Genomic DNA, 16,823 nt, shown 5'->3' with positions numbered 1-16,823 from the left:
GTAGAGACGTTGGATTCAGCGTCTTTTTTAATGGAATCTATTGTGTATCTAGCAGTCAATGGCACTTTAATGCAAGAGCTGGAGTTAAATGGAAACCTGCTCTCGGTTGGGGCAACGTTTGTACGAGAAACGACGACCGAACCGGCTTATCGGCTGTGGTCGATCGACGATCGTCACCCCGCTATGCTGAAAGTTACTGAGGGCGGAGTCGCGATCGCCGTTGAAGTTTGGGCAGTTCCCGCTAGTGGAGTCAGCACTTTATTAAAATTAGAACCTGCTGGACTATGTATCGGCAAAGTTCGACTATCAGACGGGGAAGAGGTTTTGGGTGTGTTAGGAGAACCGTTTTTGTGCGAAGGAAAGCGAGAAATCACTCAGTTTGGTGGGTGGCGATCGTATATTCGTGAATTTGCAGAAGGTTAACATTCGAGATATTAAACTTTAGAGGCGATCGTTGCGTTTAGTTTTGAGGAGTCGAGATGACAGATCAAATGGATGCGGCTGAATGTGTCGATCGGATCGCTGCGCTCGTTGGATTGCCGCTTAATCCTGATCACCGTCCGGGCGTGGTGGCAAACTTTGAGCGCATTCAAGCGATCGCTCAACTCGTAATGGAGTTTCCTCTACCTGAAGAGATTGAAGCCGCACCCGTGTTTGAACCATGAACTCACCTCACCCCGATGCCACTCAGATTGCAGAAACCGTTCGACGACAAGATGTATCTGCCCGATCGGTCGTTGCGGCTGCCCTTGCCCGCATTGCAGAACACGATCAAACCTACAACTGTTTCACGACCGTTTTGGCTGATTCAGCCCTAGCCGATGCTGAGCGAATTGATCACGCGATCGCCGAGGGCAAAGAGCCAGGTGCATTAGCAGGAGTGCCATTTGCGGTCAAAGATTTGTTTGACATTCAAGGCGTGACCACATTAGCGGGTTCTAAAATTAACGCTGAAAAGTCATCTGCGAACAAAGACGCAACCCTGGTAACTCGCCTCAAACAAGCTGGGGCCGTGCTAGTCGGTGCGCTCAATATGGACGAATATGCCTACGGGTTTACCACTGAAAATGCTCACTATGGGGCATCGCACAACCCTCATGATGTCAGTCGCATTGCTGGCGGATCGTCTGGCGGATCGGCGGCAGCGATCGCATCTGGTTTGGTGCCGATCACGCTGGGTTCCGATACCAACGGCTCGATCAGAGTGCCTGCGGCTTTATGTGGAATTTTTGGGTTGAAGCCGACTTATGGAAGGCTGCCACGATCGGGTGCTTATCTGTTCTCCAGTAGTTTTGATCATTTAGGCCCATTTGCTCGATCAACTCGCGATATCGCCACCGTTTTCGATGTGCTGCAAGGATATGATGCCGATGATCCAGTTTGTAGCCAGCGTCCGCCTCAGCTTTGCACTCCAGAACTTTCAAAAGGGGCGACGGGGTTGCGAATTGCGATCGCTGATGGCTATTTTGCAGAAGGCGCAGAACCCGAAGTGTTTGCAGCGGTCGAACAGATTGCTAAAGCTTTGGGCGTAAGTCAACGAGTTACCATTCCAGAAGCCCACCGCGCTCGTGCAGCAGCGTTTGTGATTACCTCCTGTGAAGGGGCAAATTTGCATTTCGCAGATTTAAAGACGCGACCTCAAGACTTTGACCCCGCTACGCGCGATCGCTTTCTAGCAGGGTGTCTCGTTCCGGGTCATTGGTATGTGCAGGCGCAACGGTTTCGACGTTGGTATTGTGACCAAGTTCGTGAGATTTTTCAACACGTCGATATCATTCTGGCTCCGACTACGCCTTGTTCTGCTCCGCTGATCGGTCAGGAACGGATGACCGTAAACGGAGTCGAAGTTCTGGTTCGCCCAAATTTAGGAATGTTTACTCAACCGCTCTCGTTTATTGGCTTACCGATTATTTCGGTGCCGATTCAGCGATCGGGTCAGTTGCCTCTAGGTGTGCAGATTATCGCGGCTTCTTACAATGAAGCTCTAGTTTTACGAGTCGCTTCCGAGCTAGAGACACGCGGAATTGTAGCTGCCCCCGTGCCTCACTGAAAATCTATCCCATTTAAGGTTGTTATGAAGAAAACGTTATTTGTCGGCTCTCTGTTGCTGCTTACCACTGGGTTGGGGCTGAAGCCGATCGTGGCTCAAACGTTCGCCAAGCAGGTGGTCAGCCAGACACAACCCTCAGTTACTCCAGCTTCTCAGCCCAAAGTTGAGTTATTGAGTGCAGGCGCACAACCTCAGCAAGTTCTGCGCTTTAAGCCAGCGGTGAATACGATCGAGACAGCCACCATCACTTTGAATACGGCAATGGAAATGTCGATTCCAGGGATGCCTGCACCCCGATCGACCAAACTGCCTTCCACTCTGATGAAGATGGAAACGGTAGTCACCCAAGTTGATCCTAACGGTGATATTCACTATAAGTTTCGTTACACCGATGCAGACATGAAAGGCGATGCCTCAATTCCTGCGGGAGTGCTCAACACAGCGCGCGCTCAGGTGAAAAAAATAGTTGGCTTGAACGGCTCTTTTGTAATGGACGATCGGGGGCACACAAAATCCATGAGTCTGACCATTCCTAAAAGTGTCGATGCTATGACTCGCCAGATGTTAGAGCAGTCATTTCGATCGCTAGACCAGCTTTCTGTCCCACTGCCTGAGGTGGCGGTTGGTGTGGGCGCTCAGTGGAAGACGCTGATGCCCGTCAAAATCTATGGCATGATGCTCAACCAAACCGAAACCTATGAGCTAGTAAGCTTAAAAGATGGCGCTGCCACTCTCAAGGTGAGCGTTGATCAACAGGCACAGGGTCAAAAGCTGACGATACCAGGAATGCCAAAAGGGGCGAATGTGACCCTAAAATCGCTCAACACAACCGGGCAAGGAGAGAGTAAAGTGCGGTTCGATCGCTTGATGCCATCCATTTCTACGCTTTCGATGACCTCATCGGCTCAAATGCAATTGCCTAATCCTAGAACATCTGCGGTGACGACGATCGCCACCAAAACCCAAATAGAAATGATGTTGCAATCTAAATAAACGTGAGTTCGATAGAAGTGGTTCACTCCGATGATGAATTCGGGAAGCCCCCTAAATCCTCCAAAATTGGGGGACTTTGAATCGGAAATTTTGGCTTGAAGTCCCCCGAATTGGGGGATTTAGGGGGCAGAAGCCAGAACGAAGCGAAAAAACTCGTCGAACTCACGTTAAATAAAGCCAGATTTGCAATGGACATGGCAATGCCGTGTCCATTACCTTTGTTAATTTCCTTGCCCAATGCGATCGAGCAGTTTGCGAATCGTGTCGCGATCGTCTGCCATTGGCACCGCTTCTAAATAAGCTTTGAGGTCTTGACGCGCTTCGATCCAGCGATTTGTCCGAAAATAGAGAATGCCGCGATCGCGCAACTCAAATGCAGCATCGGGAAACAGGATCAAAATCCGCTCGATCGCCGTCAAGACCTTTTCCAACTCGCCGCGATTGAGATAAATCGCTTTTAAATTCGTCAACATTCTGGCTAAAAACTGTCGAGGAGTGACGGCAGCTAGAAATTGGGGTTGCATCTCAACGATCTGACCAGACATTTGGTTGAGTCGATCTTGGCAGTCTTGAGGAAACAAAATCTCACCCTGATCAAACGCATCTACAAAAATCTCCATGTCTTCTTGAATCGGACGGATCAAAAAATGTCCTGGCATTCCAATTCCCACCATCGGAAAATCTAACCGTTGAGCGATCGCCAAATACACCAGCGATAACGTGATCGGAATTCCAGTACGACGATCGATCACATCATTCAAAAAACTATTGCAAGGATCGTAGTAATTTTCAGTATTGCCAATAAATCCTAAGTTTTCATATAAATAGTGATTAATCGTTTTGACAATTTTTAACGGATAGGACTCGATCGGCAGTTGTTCTCGAATATCCTCTGCGATCGTATCTAACGCATTCAAATATTCATCGACATCTAAATCTGGATACTCTTCCTGAGCAATATAAAGAGCTGCCCGCTCCAGATTAATCTGCTCATCGGGTTGCCGAACTTCTTGATAAAAATGCTGTCTAGCTAAAGAGAAATCCATAAATAATTACTCAGTCAAAACTAAAATTTACTGCTTATAATCTCCGCCTGAGCCATATTTCCAGGCTTGAATCTGGCGATGCCAATAATACGCTTGAGTCGGCGATAAAGTCTTTACCCAGGGTTCTAGAATTTGCCCCAATGGATAGAGAACAGAATAGCCAGCCAGATTAATTGCGTGTCTCATCCAATCTAATAAAGTCAAAACTCCGACTTGCGGAAGAATTTTGAGAACGATACCCGGATGGCGAACTCCAGTCTTAATCAAAGTTTGAAACAGCGGCACAAATTGCACCACATCCTGAAGGAAGGGCTTGAGAACAGGGTCGCCAAGCTGCTGCATTTCTTGAAAGACGATCGTCAGCAGTTGATTAATTTGATTTGGCTCGATCGTTTGATCAACTCTGACGCTCATTGCCTTTTGAAACAGCCAGGTCACAGCTAAATTGGGTTGATAAGGCTGCAACGGCACCAATCCATTTCGACTCAAACTATCGCTTTCTAACGCTTCGTGAATGCCTTGGGTCAAGCGGTCCAAGTGGCGCACCATTGCCCCAAAACCGCCGAAACTCAAGGGTGATTGGCTACTGCTGCTGTCGCCTACAGGCAGAATGCGATCCCACTTAGGTTTGAGTGGGCTGTCACGATAGGATGGGAAAAACCCAAACAAAGCCCGCTGAAATTGTAGCTGAGAAAGCTCAACCTTTTGATAGTCAGGAAGCAATCGCAAATAGTCTTCAAACAGAGTTTCTAGTGTTAAGCGATCGGGGTGAGCATCCACATAAGTAAACAAATAAGTTGTCCTGCCGTCTCGCGCTGGAAATGCCTCCCAAAAATATTGGCACTGACGCTGCAACGGCGTAAACGAAACAATCAAATCGCCAGAATTATTCCCAGGAAACCCAGTTGCACAACTGCCCACCACCAAACAAACAGCATCCGGTTTTTGCCCTTGTCTGGCTTGTCGAACTATTGGCGAAAAATAGCCCATTGCATCGAGCATGAGCCGTGCCGTAAATCTTCCTTGAATAGAAACCCCATTAGGATGAATTGCCACCTCTTCAAACGGTGTTTTTTCAAATAGCATTCCACCCGCCGCGAGAAATGTTTGCTTAAGGGCTTCTAATAGCAAAATGGGATTGACCCCAATATTCAAAACATTTTCTGCAAACACATCAGAGCCACCCAAAAAGCTGACTCGGACGGGATTAAATTCACTAGAAATAGCCTTTTCTAACGCGGTTTCTGTCAGCAACCCTAACTCGATAAACACCTGTAGTTCTTTACGAGAAATGTTCCATTCTTGTTCTCGTCCTTGCAAGATTCCGCGCTCTAATAAGGCAACTCGCCAACCTTTTTGGGCCAGCGCCGCCCCGATTAAAATTCCTAATGTGCCGCCACAAATCACGACATCCCAATCAACTTTTTCTAATAAATCATCCCGATCGTGGACGACTGTAGAAACAGGTAATGTATCGTCTCGCAGCGCTTTCCATAGAGCATCCGATCGTCGCAGCCCACCCAACACATCACCCGGAAGCTGGGAGAGAATTTGTTCAGTTAGCGTCATATCAGTTGCAGCAATTCTCATCAGTCTTAAGGTATCGCGATTCAGCCTCGCTCATCAGATTCGTCAAGATACAAGTCCGCTTAAAGATCGTGAATTAGATAAGACCCGGATTTACCCTCTCCCCAAGGAGAGGGAGCTAGAGTCCGGTTCCTTTTGTCCTTGGGCAAAAGACCAAAACGTAGCCTGAATGTTGTGCGGCCTTATTTAACGTCAGTTCGACGAATTTTTTCGCTTCGTTGTCAGCGGCTTCTGCCCCCTAAATCCCCCATTCTGGGGGACTTTGAACCGGAAATTTTGGCTTGAAGTCCCCCAATTTTGGGGGATTTAGGGGGCAGCCCGGATTTGTGACCGCAGCGAAAAGCTTCATCGAATTCACATAAAGCTTCATCGAATTCACATTTATTTAATTCACGATTCTCAACAACAAAAAGGCACCCCGATCGGGGTGCCTCTTTATAATGCGGATGGCGAGACTCGAACTCGCAAGGCAAAGCCACACGCACCTCAAGCGTGCGCGTATACCAATTCCGCCACATCCGCACGGGCTGGCTGAGATGCCAGGGTTCAAATCAAATTTGACTTGAGCCTTGACTAGTATAGCAAAAAGCAACCCGATCGGCGCAAGTTTTCGCAATTTCTAATTCAGTCGTCTCAAAACTTGCCAAGGGCAACCGCTACAGCGTTCAATATTCATTACCTCACTGTCATTAGTCTTTATGTCATTTCACGCCACGCTGACCCAACTGATTGACGTTTTGGGTGCAACTGCTGAAAATTTAACTGAGCAAGCGCTGACTCAAACGGCGATCGGCATCACCATCGATAGCCGCAGTCTCAAGCCAGGAGAAATCTTTTTAGGGCTGCGCGGCGAAAAATTTGACGGGCACGATTTCGTGAGCCAAGCGTTGAAGCAGGGCGCGATAGCCGCGATCGTCGATGTTCAATTTCAAACCTCAAATCTGCCGATTCTGAGAGTAAAAGACGCCCTTGAGGCTTATCAAGCGATCGCGCACTGGTGGCGAAATCAGTTCAAAATTCCGGTAATCGCGATCACAGGTTCGGTAGGCAAAACCACGACTAAAGAATTGATCGCGGCGGTGCTGTCGAACTATGGAAACGTGCTGAAGACTGAAGCGAATTATAACAACGAGATTGGCGTTCCTAAAACCCTTCTAGAGTTGGGGCAAACTCATGATTATGCTGTCGTTGAGATGGGAATGCGGGCGCGAGGAGAAATTGCCCTTCTTAGCCAAATTGCGAGTCCTGATATTGCGGTGATTACCAATGTGGGAACCGCGCATATTGGGCGACTGGGATCAAGAACCGCGATCGCCGAAGCCAAATGTGAACTGCTGGCAGAAATGCCCCAAGATGCGATCGCGATTCTCAATCACGACAACCCATTATTAATTCAAACCGCCCAGACTGTTTGGCAAGGACAGACCATTACTTATGGGCTAGAAGGTGGCGACCTGCACGGGCAACTCATCGACGCTGAAACGCTCAAGGTGGGCGATCGATCGTTTCCTCTACCGTTAGTCGGACAGCACAACGCTCTAAATTATTTGGCAGCTTTGGCAGTCGCGAAAACTTTAAACCTAGATGAGTCAGCGCTTTCAGCAGGCGTGGATGTGGCAATACCGGGGGGACGATCGCGCAAATTTGAACTCGCGAACGACATCGTGATTCTAGATGAGACTTACAACGCGGGATTAGAATCAATGCTGGCGGCGCTGCAATTGTTGGCAGACACGCCCGGAACGCGTCATATCGCAGTTCTCGGCACCATGAAAGAGTTAGGAGACTGGTCTGTGCCCTTTCATCAACAGGTCGGGGCAATGGCAAAGCAGCTTAACCTCGACGGACTTTTGATTTTGGCAGACCAAGCCGAAGCCGAAGCCCTGACGATCGGAGCCGATCCCCTGCCATCTGAGCAATTTTCGACTCACGAAGCGGTCGTGGCTCGACTCAAAGAACTGGTACGATCGGGCGATCGGATTTTGTTTAAAGCCTCTCGATCGGTGGGACTCGATCGAGCGGTCGAACAGTTTCGATCTCAATTTCAATAGGCTGAAATCTGGCGCAAATCTCGGAGGTTAGGAGGCTGGCGCAAACCTCGGAGGTTTTACTTAGGAGTCAAGCATCTGCCCAAGGGTGGCTTAAACCTCCGAGGTTTTGACAAGCATCGTGACCACTGGTGACTTGAACCTCCGAGGGTTTGGCAAACTATTGGGTGCTTCCCACAGTCGCGAGTTTGACACCGCCGTTTTTGGTTCGGCTTTGGGCACTTTTGCGAACGCGATCGCTCTTGCGGGTTCCGCCTGCCATCTCATATTCGCGGCTGTCGTTGCCATATTTGCCGCTTACGCCGTTGAGTAGTTGGTCGAGCAGGTCGCCCAGGTCGCGTTCCATCTGGTCGATCTCTTGTTTGGCGATGTCGAGGGTGGCGATGGTGTCGTTGTAGTCGTTTAATTTGGCGTTTAGCTGATCGATTTGCGTGGCAAGGGTCGAAAGGTTGCGATCGTTGCCAAAGTTAAGCTGAGGATCGATGGCTTTGAGCTTCAAGATCCGCAGTTGCCCTTTGTCGAGAATGCGAGAGGTTCGCTGTGCGCGTGGCATAGTAGATGGTTCCTTTCTAGGATTCTGTACTGTTCTAGTTTGTCTTTGGTTGCTAGAAAACTGGTTGAGTGATTCGCGCAAAGATTGTGTTGTTTGTGAAGAGTTTGGCGATCGCGTCTCATGGTTTTCCGTAGTGATGTCGCGACGGCGAGTAGTTTTACTCAGAAAATTGCGGTGTTTGTGACGAAGGTTGTAACGTTTGTGGTGAATGTCGGAATGTTTGTGGCGAAGGTTGCGGTTTTCACGAAGAACGGCTTAGCGATCATGACAACAACCTGAACGGATACGGCGACAAGCCAAATGGATAGGATGCCACTCGTCTACTTCTCGAATCTCTTTGTCAAACTAGAAACATCCTTCTGACTTCTCAATCCCTCATTCTCACGTCTTATGACTCCTTCCTCTGTTCTTGAACTTATCGATCGTGCCTACACCGAAAACTTGAAAGTGCTTGACCTGTCGGGGCAGAAACTCACGGAGGTACCGCTAGAGATCGGGCGATTGACCCAGTTGAAAGCGCTTAACCTCTATCACAACCAAATCACTGTTATCCCGGACGCGATCACTCAACTGACCAATCTCACACAGCTTGACCTCCGGGACAACCAAATCACCATTATCCCGGACGCGATCACTCAATTGACCAATCTCAAAGGGCTTAATCTCCGGGACAACCAAATTACTGTTATCCCGGACGCGATCACTCAACTGACTAATCTCAAAAGCCTTGCCTTGGAAGATAACCCCATTCAGAATGTGCCGCCTGAAATTGTTCGTAAGGGTTGGGGTGAACATGAAGGGGAAGACGGTGAGCCGCAGGCAATTTTCGCCTACCTCAAATCTGTCTTTAATCGCCCATTAAATGAATTAAAAATCCTCCTCATCGGCGAAGGTGATGTCGGCAAAACCTCCCTCCTCAAACGGCTCACCCAAGACACCTTCAACCCCAACGAACCCAAAACTCCCGGCATCAACATCCAACCCTGGCGACTGCCCAACAGCGACCAAACCATCCAGCTTAATCTCTGGGACTTTGGCGGGCAGCGCGTCATGCACAGCACCCACCAATTCTTCCTCACCAAACGCAGCCTCTATCTCCTCGTCCTTGACAACCGCAAAAACGAACCGCAAAACCGCGTCGAATATTGGCTCAAGCTCATCGAAACATACGGCGGCAACTCCCCCGTGATCATCGTCGGCAACTGCTCAGACGAACACCCCCTAGAACTCAAAGCCCGCACCCTCAAAAAGAAATACCCCCAAATTAAACAAGTCCTCTCCACCTCCTGCAAAACAGGCGACGGCATCGACAAACTCTGGCAAGCAATCGCCAACCAAATCGACCAAATCCCCCACATCCGCGATCTCTTCCCCCAAGCCTGGTTCGACATCAAAACCCAACTCGAACAAATGCGAACCAGCTACGACTTCATTTCTTACGAAAGATACCAAACCCTCTGCACCCACGCCGAAATCGATACCCCTCAAGACCAAGAAATCCTCGTCGAAGTCCTCCACGACCTTGGCATTGTCCTCAACTACCGCAACGACCCCCGCCTCAGCGAAACCAACGTCCTCAACCCCGAATGGGTCACAAGCGGCGTATACGACATCCTCAACAACCATGACCTCATGGTCAACAAAAAAGGTATCCTTGCCCTCCCCGACCTCAGCACCATCCTCAAACAACCCGATCGCTATCCCCAAAACAAACGCCCCTTCCTCATGCAACTAATGGAGAAGTTTGAACTCTGCTTTCCCCTCGACGGCTACAGCGGCGATCGTTACCTCATCTCTGACCTCTTACCGATCGACGAACCCGACGTAGACACCTACGAAACCGCCCCGCTCCACTTCCAATATCACTACGACATCCTCCCCAGCATCATCATCTCCCGCTTCATCGTCCGCAACCACACCCTCATCTACAAAACCATGCGCTGGCGTAGCGGAGCCGTCCTCACCCGTGACAACAGCAAAGCCCTCGTCCGCGCAGACGAAGAAGACAACATCATCAGCATCAAAGTCCAAGGCTCCCGCACCAGTTCTCTACTCAACCTGATCCGCGCCGACTTCACCAAACTCCACACCAACCTAGCCGTCCAAGAATTCCTAGTCATTCGAGAAATTGTCAACGGCAAACCCACCAAACGAGAAGTCCCCGTCGATTACAATTACCTCTGCAAACTTGAACACGAAGGCACCGTAGAAGCCTCCCTCCCCCGCCTCAAAGGAACCTACAATCTTCGCGACCTCCTCGAAGGCGTGGAATCCCAAGCAAATCGCCAAAATAACCTCAACGATCGCCTCGATCGCAGTGAAAGAACCCGCAGCGATCAACCCCTCCGCCCTCTACCTAAACCTCACCAGCGTCCCGGCTTAGTCAAAACAAGTGTCGTAATGCTCGTCGTTCTAGGAGTCGTCGCCGCAATCTTTGCAGCGATCGCCCATTACGTCCCCGGATTAAATCTGGTTGTGACCATGATGGCAGTTCTAATCGCTTTCGGTGGAATCGGCATCTTCATCCTAAGAACCACAGGCATCATCGACAACAGCACCTTTCAAGAAACCTTGGATGGCTTCTGGAAAGCTGTCCCCTTCCTCAAAGACCACGACCCAGAAGAGAACCACGATCGTAAGCTGCCTCCCAAATCCGATGAGAAAAAATAATGAATCTCTCAATCGTTACCATTAGACCAAACTCATCGTCTCAGCGAGGGACTCATGCAAACGATCGCCTCCTCATCCCCAGGCAAAACAGAGATGAAACAACAGCATGATCGATCGTGACCTGACTCTCGACACAAGACACCTTGCCAAACACCTGCCCAACACCCCACAAATGCAAAAGCTCCTAGAGCAAGAAGGCAGCGTCCATCTCTTCCACGATCGCGCCACACTCAAAACCGTCGCCACAGCCATTTTACAGAACGGCGAATTTACAGGAACCCTGCGGGGACACGATCGCTACGGACTCTACTTTGCAGAACCCATTGGCTATCGACTCGACGCAGACGGCAACCAAACCCTGCTCTATTATGGAGAAATGAAGATCAAAGGAGACAAATATCATGTTATCCCCCGCACTCGCCCTAGCCGATAACTGGGACTTCACAGAACTCTGGGTCGATCCAACCGCCTCTCCCCCCTACGTTCTGATCCTGCTCTGCGACGAACAGGAGAACTGTAGCATCTACGATCCAGCACAAAACTATCAAGTTGTCTTTACCGGATCTTCCTACCAAGCCGCAAAACTCTGGCTCCTCGAAGATGAATACGAGCGAGTTGAAGGACAGCTCAAAGCCGAAAAAGTTGCCTAACCCCACCTCGCTGCAAGCCAGATTGTGTTTAAGCACCTGTTCAGGGTTGACTGCGGTTGCTACGCAGTTTCCCAAGGGGTAATCGCTTCCGTCACCATCCCAGCCTCAACGACCCCCACAATCCCGCCGCCGTCGAAGCCTACGAAGTCTGCCGCAAGCACGTCTGGGACGCATGAGAAACCCAACTGGCAAATCATCCAAGGTTAGAGCGTGTTTGAAACGTGTCGTTCATTGCATTCACCCGCCCCTCGACTGAAAGTCGGGGCTAACCCGATAAAGTCCACTAAAGGGACTGAAAGAGCCTCAAATAGACTGTCTTAGTCCCTTCAGTGGACTTCGCACCGTTAGCCCGGACTTTCAGTCACGGGCGGGACAGCATCGAGAGCGAAGGAACTTCTTATACTGTTCAAACATCTTCTCAGCTCAATTTCATCAACTCCAAACGCTATCATCACAGTTAGAAGCCATACTGATTGCCGCTGCCAATCCGCCCTACAACGTCAGATATCCAGCGAGGGACTCATGCAAACGATCGCCTCCTCATCCCCAAACAGACCAGCGAACACCTCAACCTAGTTGCCGCCAAAATAATGCTGGCTGCCTTTCCAGACCGAATTCACGGAATTTTCTTCATTAGCTGAGACCTTGCACCCACTCAATCAGCCCCGTTCGATCGAGTCGTTTTTAGCTCAGACCCGCCCGTGATTTTCAATCACGGTCTAACGGTGCGAAGTCCACTGAAGGGACTGCAAGAGGATTTGAGGTATTCAGTCCGTTTCAACGGACTTCGCAAGGCTAGCCCGGAATTCCATTCACGGGCGGGACACAATCGCAGTGAAGAGGCTGGTGCAAAATCTCAGTTAACCTCCGCCGGATCATGCTATCGACTATTTGAAGCCTCTCGATCGCGTCGTCGAGCAATTTCGCTCACAATATCTGTAGCCCCTACTCCTGCGGGCATATCTTTCTCCGACTTGTGGAGGATGCTGAAACCCTTTTAAGTCAGTCATCCTGACAGCAAGCGTTGTTCTACACAATTACAGAGCTTGGCTGGCGCAATTGCTCAGTTGCGCGGGTTTGGTAATGGAGAGGAAATTCCTATGTTTCAACTTTCAAAAATTACTTGGGAACTCAGTCAGATCCCCTGGCTGATGCAGATTCCCGTCGATCCGGGGGTTAACACTCCCGAACAGGCAGCATTAGTATTTTCAGGTCCAAGATTTTTTGTAGCTCTAATTTCAGGACTTGTATTAGCGTTTGCATTTCAGATTCTGTTAACAAACTTGTCCGTTGCGGCAGGTATTTCATATTTAGGGCGTTCTTCTGACTCTGATCAGGATCACAATCCTGAATCAGGCAGCGTAGGTGGAACCATTCGTAAAATTGAATTTGCGGTTGGCTTATGGACACTCATTACCGTTAGCATTGCTCTATTTGTTGCCTGTCTGCTGGCAGTGAAGCTGAGTTTGTTGAGCAGTGCAGTTTTGGGTGCGATCGTAGGTCTGGTAATTTGGGGCGCTTACTTCGTCCTTTTGGTGTGGTTTAGCTCAACCACAGTTGGTTCTCTGATTGGCTCATTGGTGAACAGCGCTACCTCTGGGTTTCAGGCAATTTTGGGCACAGCAACAGCAGCAGTTGGCGCTAAAGCGATCAATCAGCAAGTCGTTTCTACCGCAGAAGCGGCGGCGGCAGCAGTTCGGCGAGAGTTGGGGAACGCAGTTGATCCGATCCACGTTCGCGACTCGATCGAAGACTATCTCGAAAAAATTCGTCCGCCTCAGTTAGATGTGTCTCGGATTCGAGGAGAGTTTGAGAAACTTGTCAACGACCCAGAATTGCAGTCAATCGCCGGAAGCACGTCTCCGACTGAAGTCATGGAGCGGTTGCGGCACATCGATCGCAACACATTCTTAAATCTGATTAGCAGCCGCACTGACTTATCTAAGCAAGACGCAAATCGATTAGTCGATCAGTTAGAGTCGGTTTGGCAAAAAACACTCGGTCAGTTTCAGCGCAAAGATCCCACCGCAGAAATGATGGAGTATTTAAAAACTGTCCAATCGGGTTCAGTCAACACCAACGAGCTAAACGCCAAGCTCGATCGACTGACCGAAGAAGTCCGCCGACAGGGGCAAATGTTGGAAAATCCTCAGCAGTCTGGACTAGCTGCAACGAGTCAGCCGCCTAAAGAGCAACTGAGTATGGTCGATCGGGCGATGCAGTTTGCCACCCTGATGGGCACTGTGATGGGACGCACCGACCTCGCGGATCTAGATGTCGAGAAGATTTTAGGACAACTTCAGACCGCAAAAGATAAAGTGACTCAGGGCGCTCAACAGGTCGGAAGTCAGGTGGCTGAAAAGGCTCCAGGCTTTAGCCCGATCAAAGCAGATGTCGAAAATTATCTACTCAACGCCTACTCTTGGCACCTGAATCGAGAAACCTTAGAAACCGAATTTAGAGACGTTCTCTACGATCCCGAAGCCAACCCCGCGATCGTGCGTCGTCAGCTAGAGCAGTTAAACCGGACTGACTTTGTAAATCTGCTAACTCAACGAGGCGACCTTTCTGTTGCCAGAGTTGCAGAGGTCGCTGATCAGCTAGAAACGATTCGCACTGCCATTTTAGGAACGGTGCAAGCCTCTGACGAACAAGGTCAGTCTCAAGATCTGCGGGGTCGCCTTGAGAATTATTTACGCTCAACTGATAAAGCCGAACTCAATCCTGACGGCATCGAGCGAGATCTCTCCCTAATCCTGCAAGACCCCGAAGCGGGTTACGATGCATTAAGCAGCCGTTTGAGTCAGTTCGATCGAGACACGATCGTGCAATTGTTGGCACAACGCTCAGATATATCGCAAGAAGAAGCCGAGCGCATCGTTGGACAGGTCGAAAGTGTGCGCGATCGCACCCTCAATACCGCAAAGACGGCTCAAGAGCGCGTCAAATCTGAAGCCGACGCATTGCGAATTAGAGTCGAGTCTTATCTGCAAAACACTAACAAAGATGAACTCAACCCTGACGGCATCAAGCGCGATTTCAAACTTCTGTTAGACGATCCGCAAGCAGGAGCATCAGCGTTGCGCGGTCGGCTCAGTCAGTTCGATCGAGACACCCTCGTGCAGTTGCTTGCCCAACGTAAAGACATGACTGCCGAAGAAGCCGATCGGGTGATCAGTCAGCTTGAAGACGTGCGGCACAACATTCTCCATTCGCCTCAAATTGCTGCCGGAAAAGCAAAAGAGCAAGTGGATCAAGTCACGGTCAAAATCTCAGACTATTTGAAAAACACCAACCTGAAGGAACTCGACCCCGACGGCATTAAGCGCGATTTAAATACGCTGCTGCACGACCCCAAAGCAGGAGCCTACGCACTGGGGACGCGGCTCTCTCAGGTCGATCGTGAAACCCTGGTTAAACTTCTTAGCCAGCGCCAAGATCTGAGCGAAGAGCAAGTCAACCAGGTGATCGATCAAGTTCAATCGTCGCTTCGCAGCATTGCTCGTGCGCCTCGTCGTCTGGCAACCCGGACTCAGCAGCGAGTTATGAACTTTGAATCAGCTTTAGAAGGCTATCTCCGCAACACTCACAAGGCTGCCCTCAACCCCGATGGCATTAAGCACGATTTGCACATCCTGCTGCGTGACCCCCGATTGGGATTGAGTAACCTCGGAACTCGCGTTGCCGAAATCGATCGCCCGACGATCGTCGCGCTCCTATCCCAGCGTCAAGACATGACCGAAGAAGAAGCTAATCGCGTCGTCGATCAAGTTCTCTCGGTGCGTGAGCAGTTTATGGCGCAAATCCAGGGCATTCAAGACCGCCTTCAGTCTGTAGTTGACGGCATCTTTGCGAGAATTCGGGACTATCTGAATTCCCTCGATCGCCCCGAACTCAACTATGAAGGCATTCGTCAAGACGTGCGGACAATGTTCCACGACCCCCAAGCTGGATTTGATGCCATGCGCGATCGGCTCGGCAGCTTTAATCGTGAAACGCTGGTTGCCCTTCTTAGCTCTCGTGAAGACATCTCAGAAACCGATGCTAACCGCGTCATCGACCAAATCGAAGGCGCACGAAACACCGTTTTGCAACGAGCAGAGCGCGTTCAAGAAGAGGCCCAGCGTCGCCTAGAAGCGGTCAAGCGGCAGGCGAAAAAACAGGCAGAAGAAACCCGTAAATCAGCCGAATCAGCCGCCTGGTGGTTATTTGGCACCGCCATCATTTCTGCGGCGGCCTCCGCGATTGCAGGCGCGATCGCAGTTCTATAAACGATGGCTCTTGGTTAATCTCACGACACAGCCTCCCGATCGGGAGGCTTTTTTAATCGCGTCAATGTCAAAATAGAGCCAAGAAGTCTCAGAGGACATCGTTGTGGTGCAATATAATCCGTTGCAATCTCTGCCGACCGAAGACGATCTGCCCGACAGTGACGATACCCCAGTGGATAATGAACTTCAAGTCCTGATTCCGAGTTTGTTGCGATCGATTCTCGCTCTCTTGTGGGCAGACCGAATGGATTGGTTTTTTGGGGTCAACATGGGCGTTTATTATGAAGTTGGGCAACCTGCGATCGTGCCAGATGGCTTTCTAAGTTTGGGCGTTCCGCGTCAAAAACGGGAAAACGGGAGACGAAGTTATGTGATCTGGCAGGAACAAGTTGTGCCTCAGTTGGTTTTAGAATGCGTCTCTCAAACCTATGGCGGCGAGTATGACAACAAAATAGCAAAGTATGCCAACATAGGCGCACTCTACTACATCATCTACAATCCAGACTATGGACGGCGCGACCAGCACGACTCGTTTGAAGTCTATCGTCTAGTCAACGGACACTACCTACGACAGTCAGGAAATCCTGTCTGGATGCCCGAATTAGCGCTAGGCATCGGAGTTGAACAAGGAACGTTTGAAAGCTGGACACAAAATTGGTTGTATTGGTATGACCTACACGGGCAACGTCTTCCGACACCTGACACGATCATTGCGCGAGAGCGACAGCGGGCAGAACAAGAGCGACAGCGGGCAGAACAAGAGCGACAGCGGGCAGAACAAGAGCGGCAACTCCGAGAAGATTTACTAAATCGTTTACGAGAGAAGGGAATTGACCTTGACGATCTCTAGCCCGACTTCGCTTAGACAAGTTTTAGTTTGCAAAATCGGTTGCCTCGCTATCATCTAAGTAGTTTATAAAACTCAACGACCTAAGCGCGATAAAATCAAAACCTT

The 16,823-nt window shown here is 49.9% G+C and carries 15 protein-coding genes and 1 tRNA gene; 12 read left to right on the top strand and 4 right to left on the bottom strand.

Annotated elements, in window-relative coordinates; translation table 11 throughout:
* Positions 1–30 precede the first annotated feature (30 nt).
* From C7B65_RS06710 to C7B65_RS06695, 4 genes are read left to right on the top strand one after another with little or no spacing between them, the layout of a single operon-like run.
* Positions 31–423, top strand: coding sequence for an allophanate hydrolase-related protein (locus C7B65_RS06710; RefSeq protein ID WP_073070056.1), 393 nt, complete (start codon positions 31–33; stop codon positions 421–423).
* Between the two features lie 56 nt (positions 424–479).
* Complete coding sequence (locus tag C7B65_RS06705; RefSeq protein WP_073070055.1) at positions 480–665, top strand: DUF4089 domain-containing protein; 186 nt, start codon at positions 480–482, stop codon at positions 663–665.
* On the top strand, positions 662–2,050 hold the full coding sequence (locus C7B65_RS06700; RefSeq protein ID WP_073070054.1) for an AtzE family amidohydrolase: 1,389 nt from the start codon (positions 662–664) through the stop codon (positions 2,048–2,050). Before C7B65_RS06705 ends, C7B65_RS06700 begins: the two co-directional genes overlap by 4 nt.
* Before the next feature lie 24 nt (positions 2,051–2,074).
* Entirely contained in the window at positions 2,075–3,043 is a 969-nt protein-coding gene (locus C7B65_RS06695; protein ID WP_073070053.1) for a DUF6263 family protein, read from the top strand.
* A gap of 221 nt (positions 3,044–3,264) precedes the next feature.
* On the opposite strand, the gene C7B65_RS06690 is transcribed toward C7B65_RS06695, so the two are convergent.
* The 3 genes from C7B65_RS06690 to C7B65_RS06680 form a co-directional block, all read right to left on the bottom strand.
* A complete protein-coding gene (locus C7B65_RS06690; protein ID WP_073070052.1) occupies positions 3,265–4,089 on the bottom strand; it encodes a SirB1 family protein in 825 nt (274 codons plus the stop codon).
* A 27-nt stretch (positions 4,090–4,116) separates the two neighbouring features.
* Complete coding sequence (locus C7B65_RS06685) at positions 4,117–5,679, bottom strand: NAD(P)/FAD-dependent oxidoreductase (RefSeq protein WP_244913175.1); 1,563 nt, start codon at positions 5,677–5,679, stop codon at positions 4,117–4,119.
* Between the two features lie 438 nt (positions 5,680–6,117).
* Positions 6,118–6,198: transfer RNA gene (locus C7B65_RS06680), tRNA-Leu, on the bottom strand.
* Positions 6,199–6,374: 176 nt separating this feature from the next.
* On the opposite strand from C7B65_RS06680, the gene C7B65_RS06675 reads away from it, so the two are divergent.
* Positions 6,375–7,727, top strand: coding sequence for a UDP-N-acetylmuramoyl-tripeptide--D-alanyl-D-alanine ligase (locus C7B65_RS06675; protein WP_073070051.1), 1,353 nt, complete (start codon positions 6,375–6,377; stop codon positions 7,725–7,727).
* Between the two features lie 157 nt (positions 7,728–7,884).
* Here the strand turns inward: C7B65_RS06675 and C7B65_RS06670 are convergent, their stop codons facing one another.
* Complete coding sequence (locus tag C7B65_RS06670) at positions 7,885–8,277, bottom strand: hypothetical protein (RefSeq protein WP_073070050.1); 393 nt, start codon at positions 8,275–8,277, stop codon at positions 7,885–7,887.
* A 120-nt stretch (positions 8,278–8,397) separates the two neighbouring features.
* On the opposite strand from C7B65_RS06670, the gene C7B65_RS27720 reads away from it, so the two are divergent.
* The 7 genes from C7B65_RS27720 (at position 8,398) to C7B65_RS06645 (ending at position 16,718) form a co-directional block, all read left to right on the top strand.
* Positions 8,398–8,556, top strand: coding sequence for a hypothetical protein (locus C7B65_RS27720; RefSeq protein WP_181314353.1), 159 nt, complete (start codon positions 8,398–8,400; stop codon positions 8,554–8,556).
* Positions 8,557–8,667: 111 nt separating this feature from the next.
* Positions 8,668–10,947 (top strand): COR domain-containing protein, encoded by a 2,280-nt coding sequence (locus tag C7B65_RS06665; RefSeq protein ID WP_073070049.1) that lies wholly within the window; start codon positions 8,668–8,670, stop codon positions 10,945–10,947.
* Positions 10,948–11,053: 106 nt separating this feature from the next.
* Complete coding sequence (locus tag C7B65_RS06660) at positions 11,054–11,380, top strand: DUF6972 family protein (protein WP_073070048.1); 327 nt, start codon at positions 11,054–11,056, stop codon at positions 11,378–11,380.
* Complete coding sequence (locus C7B65_RS06655; protein WP_073070047.1) at positions 11,349–11,597, top strand: hypothetical protein; 249 nt, start codon at positions 11,349–11,351, stop codon at positions 11,595–11,597. Before C7B65_RS06660 ends, C7B65_RS06655 begins: the two co-directional genes overlap by 32 nt.
* A 473-nt stretch (positions 11,598–12,070) precedes the next feature.
* On the top strand, positions 12,071–12,238 hold the full coding sequence (locus tag C7B65_RS27715) for a hypothetical protein (protein WP_181314352.1): 168 nt from the start codon (positions 12,071–12,073) through the stop codon (positions 12,236–12,238).
* Between the two features lie 459 nt (positions 12,239–12,697).
* Positions 12,698–15,868, top strand: a complete 3,171-nt coding sequence (locus tag C7B65_RS06650; protein WP_073070180.1) for an MFS transporter — start codon at positions 12,698–12,700, stop codon at positions 15,866–15,868.
* Positions 15,869–15,971: 103 nt separating this feature from the next.
* A complete protein-coding gene (locus tag C7B65_RS06645; RefSeq protein ID WP_073070046.1) occupies positions 15,972–16,718 on the top strand; it encodes a Uma2 family endonuclease in 747 nt (248 codons plus the stop codon).
* Positions 16,719–16,823: the final 105 nt, after the last annotated feature.

It is taken from the genome of Phormidesmis priestleyi ULC007, from assembly GCF_003003695.1.
In the GTDB taxonomy this organism is placed as follows: domain Bacteria; phylum Cyanobacteriota; class Cyanobacteriia; order Leptolyngbyales; family Leptolyngbyaceae; genus Phormidesmis_A; species Phormidesmis_A priestleyi_A.
Note: the sequence above shows the minus strand (reverse complement) of the source record. Positions and strands in the feature narration are given on the sequence as shown.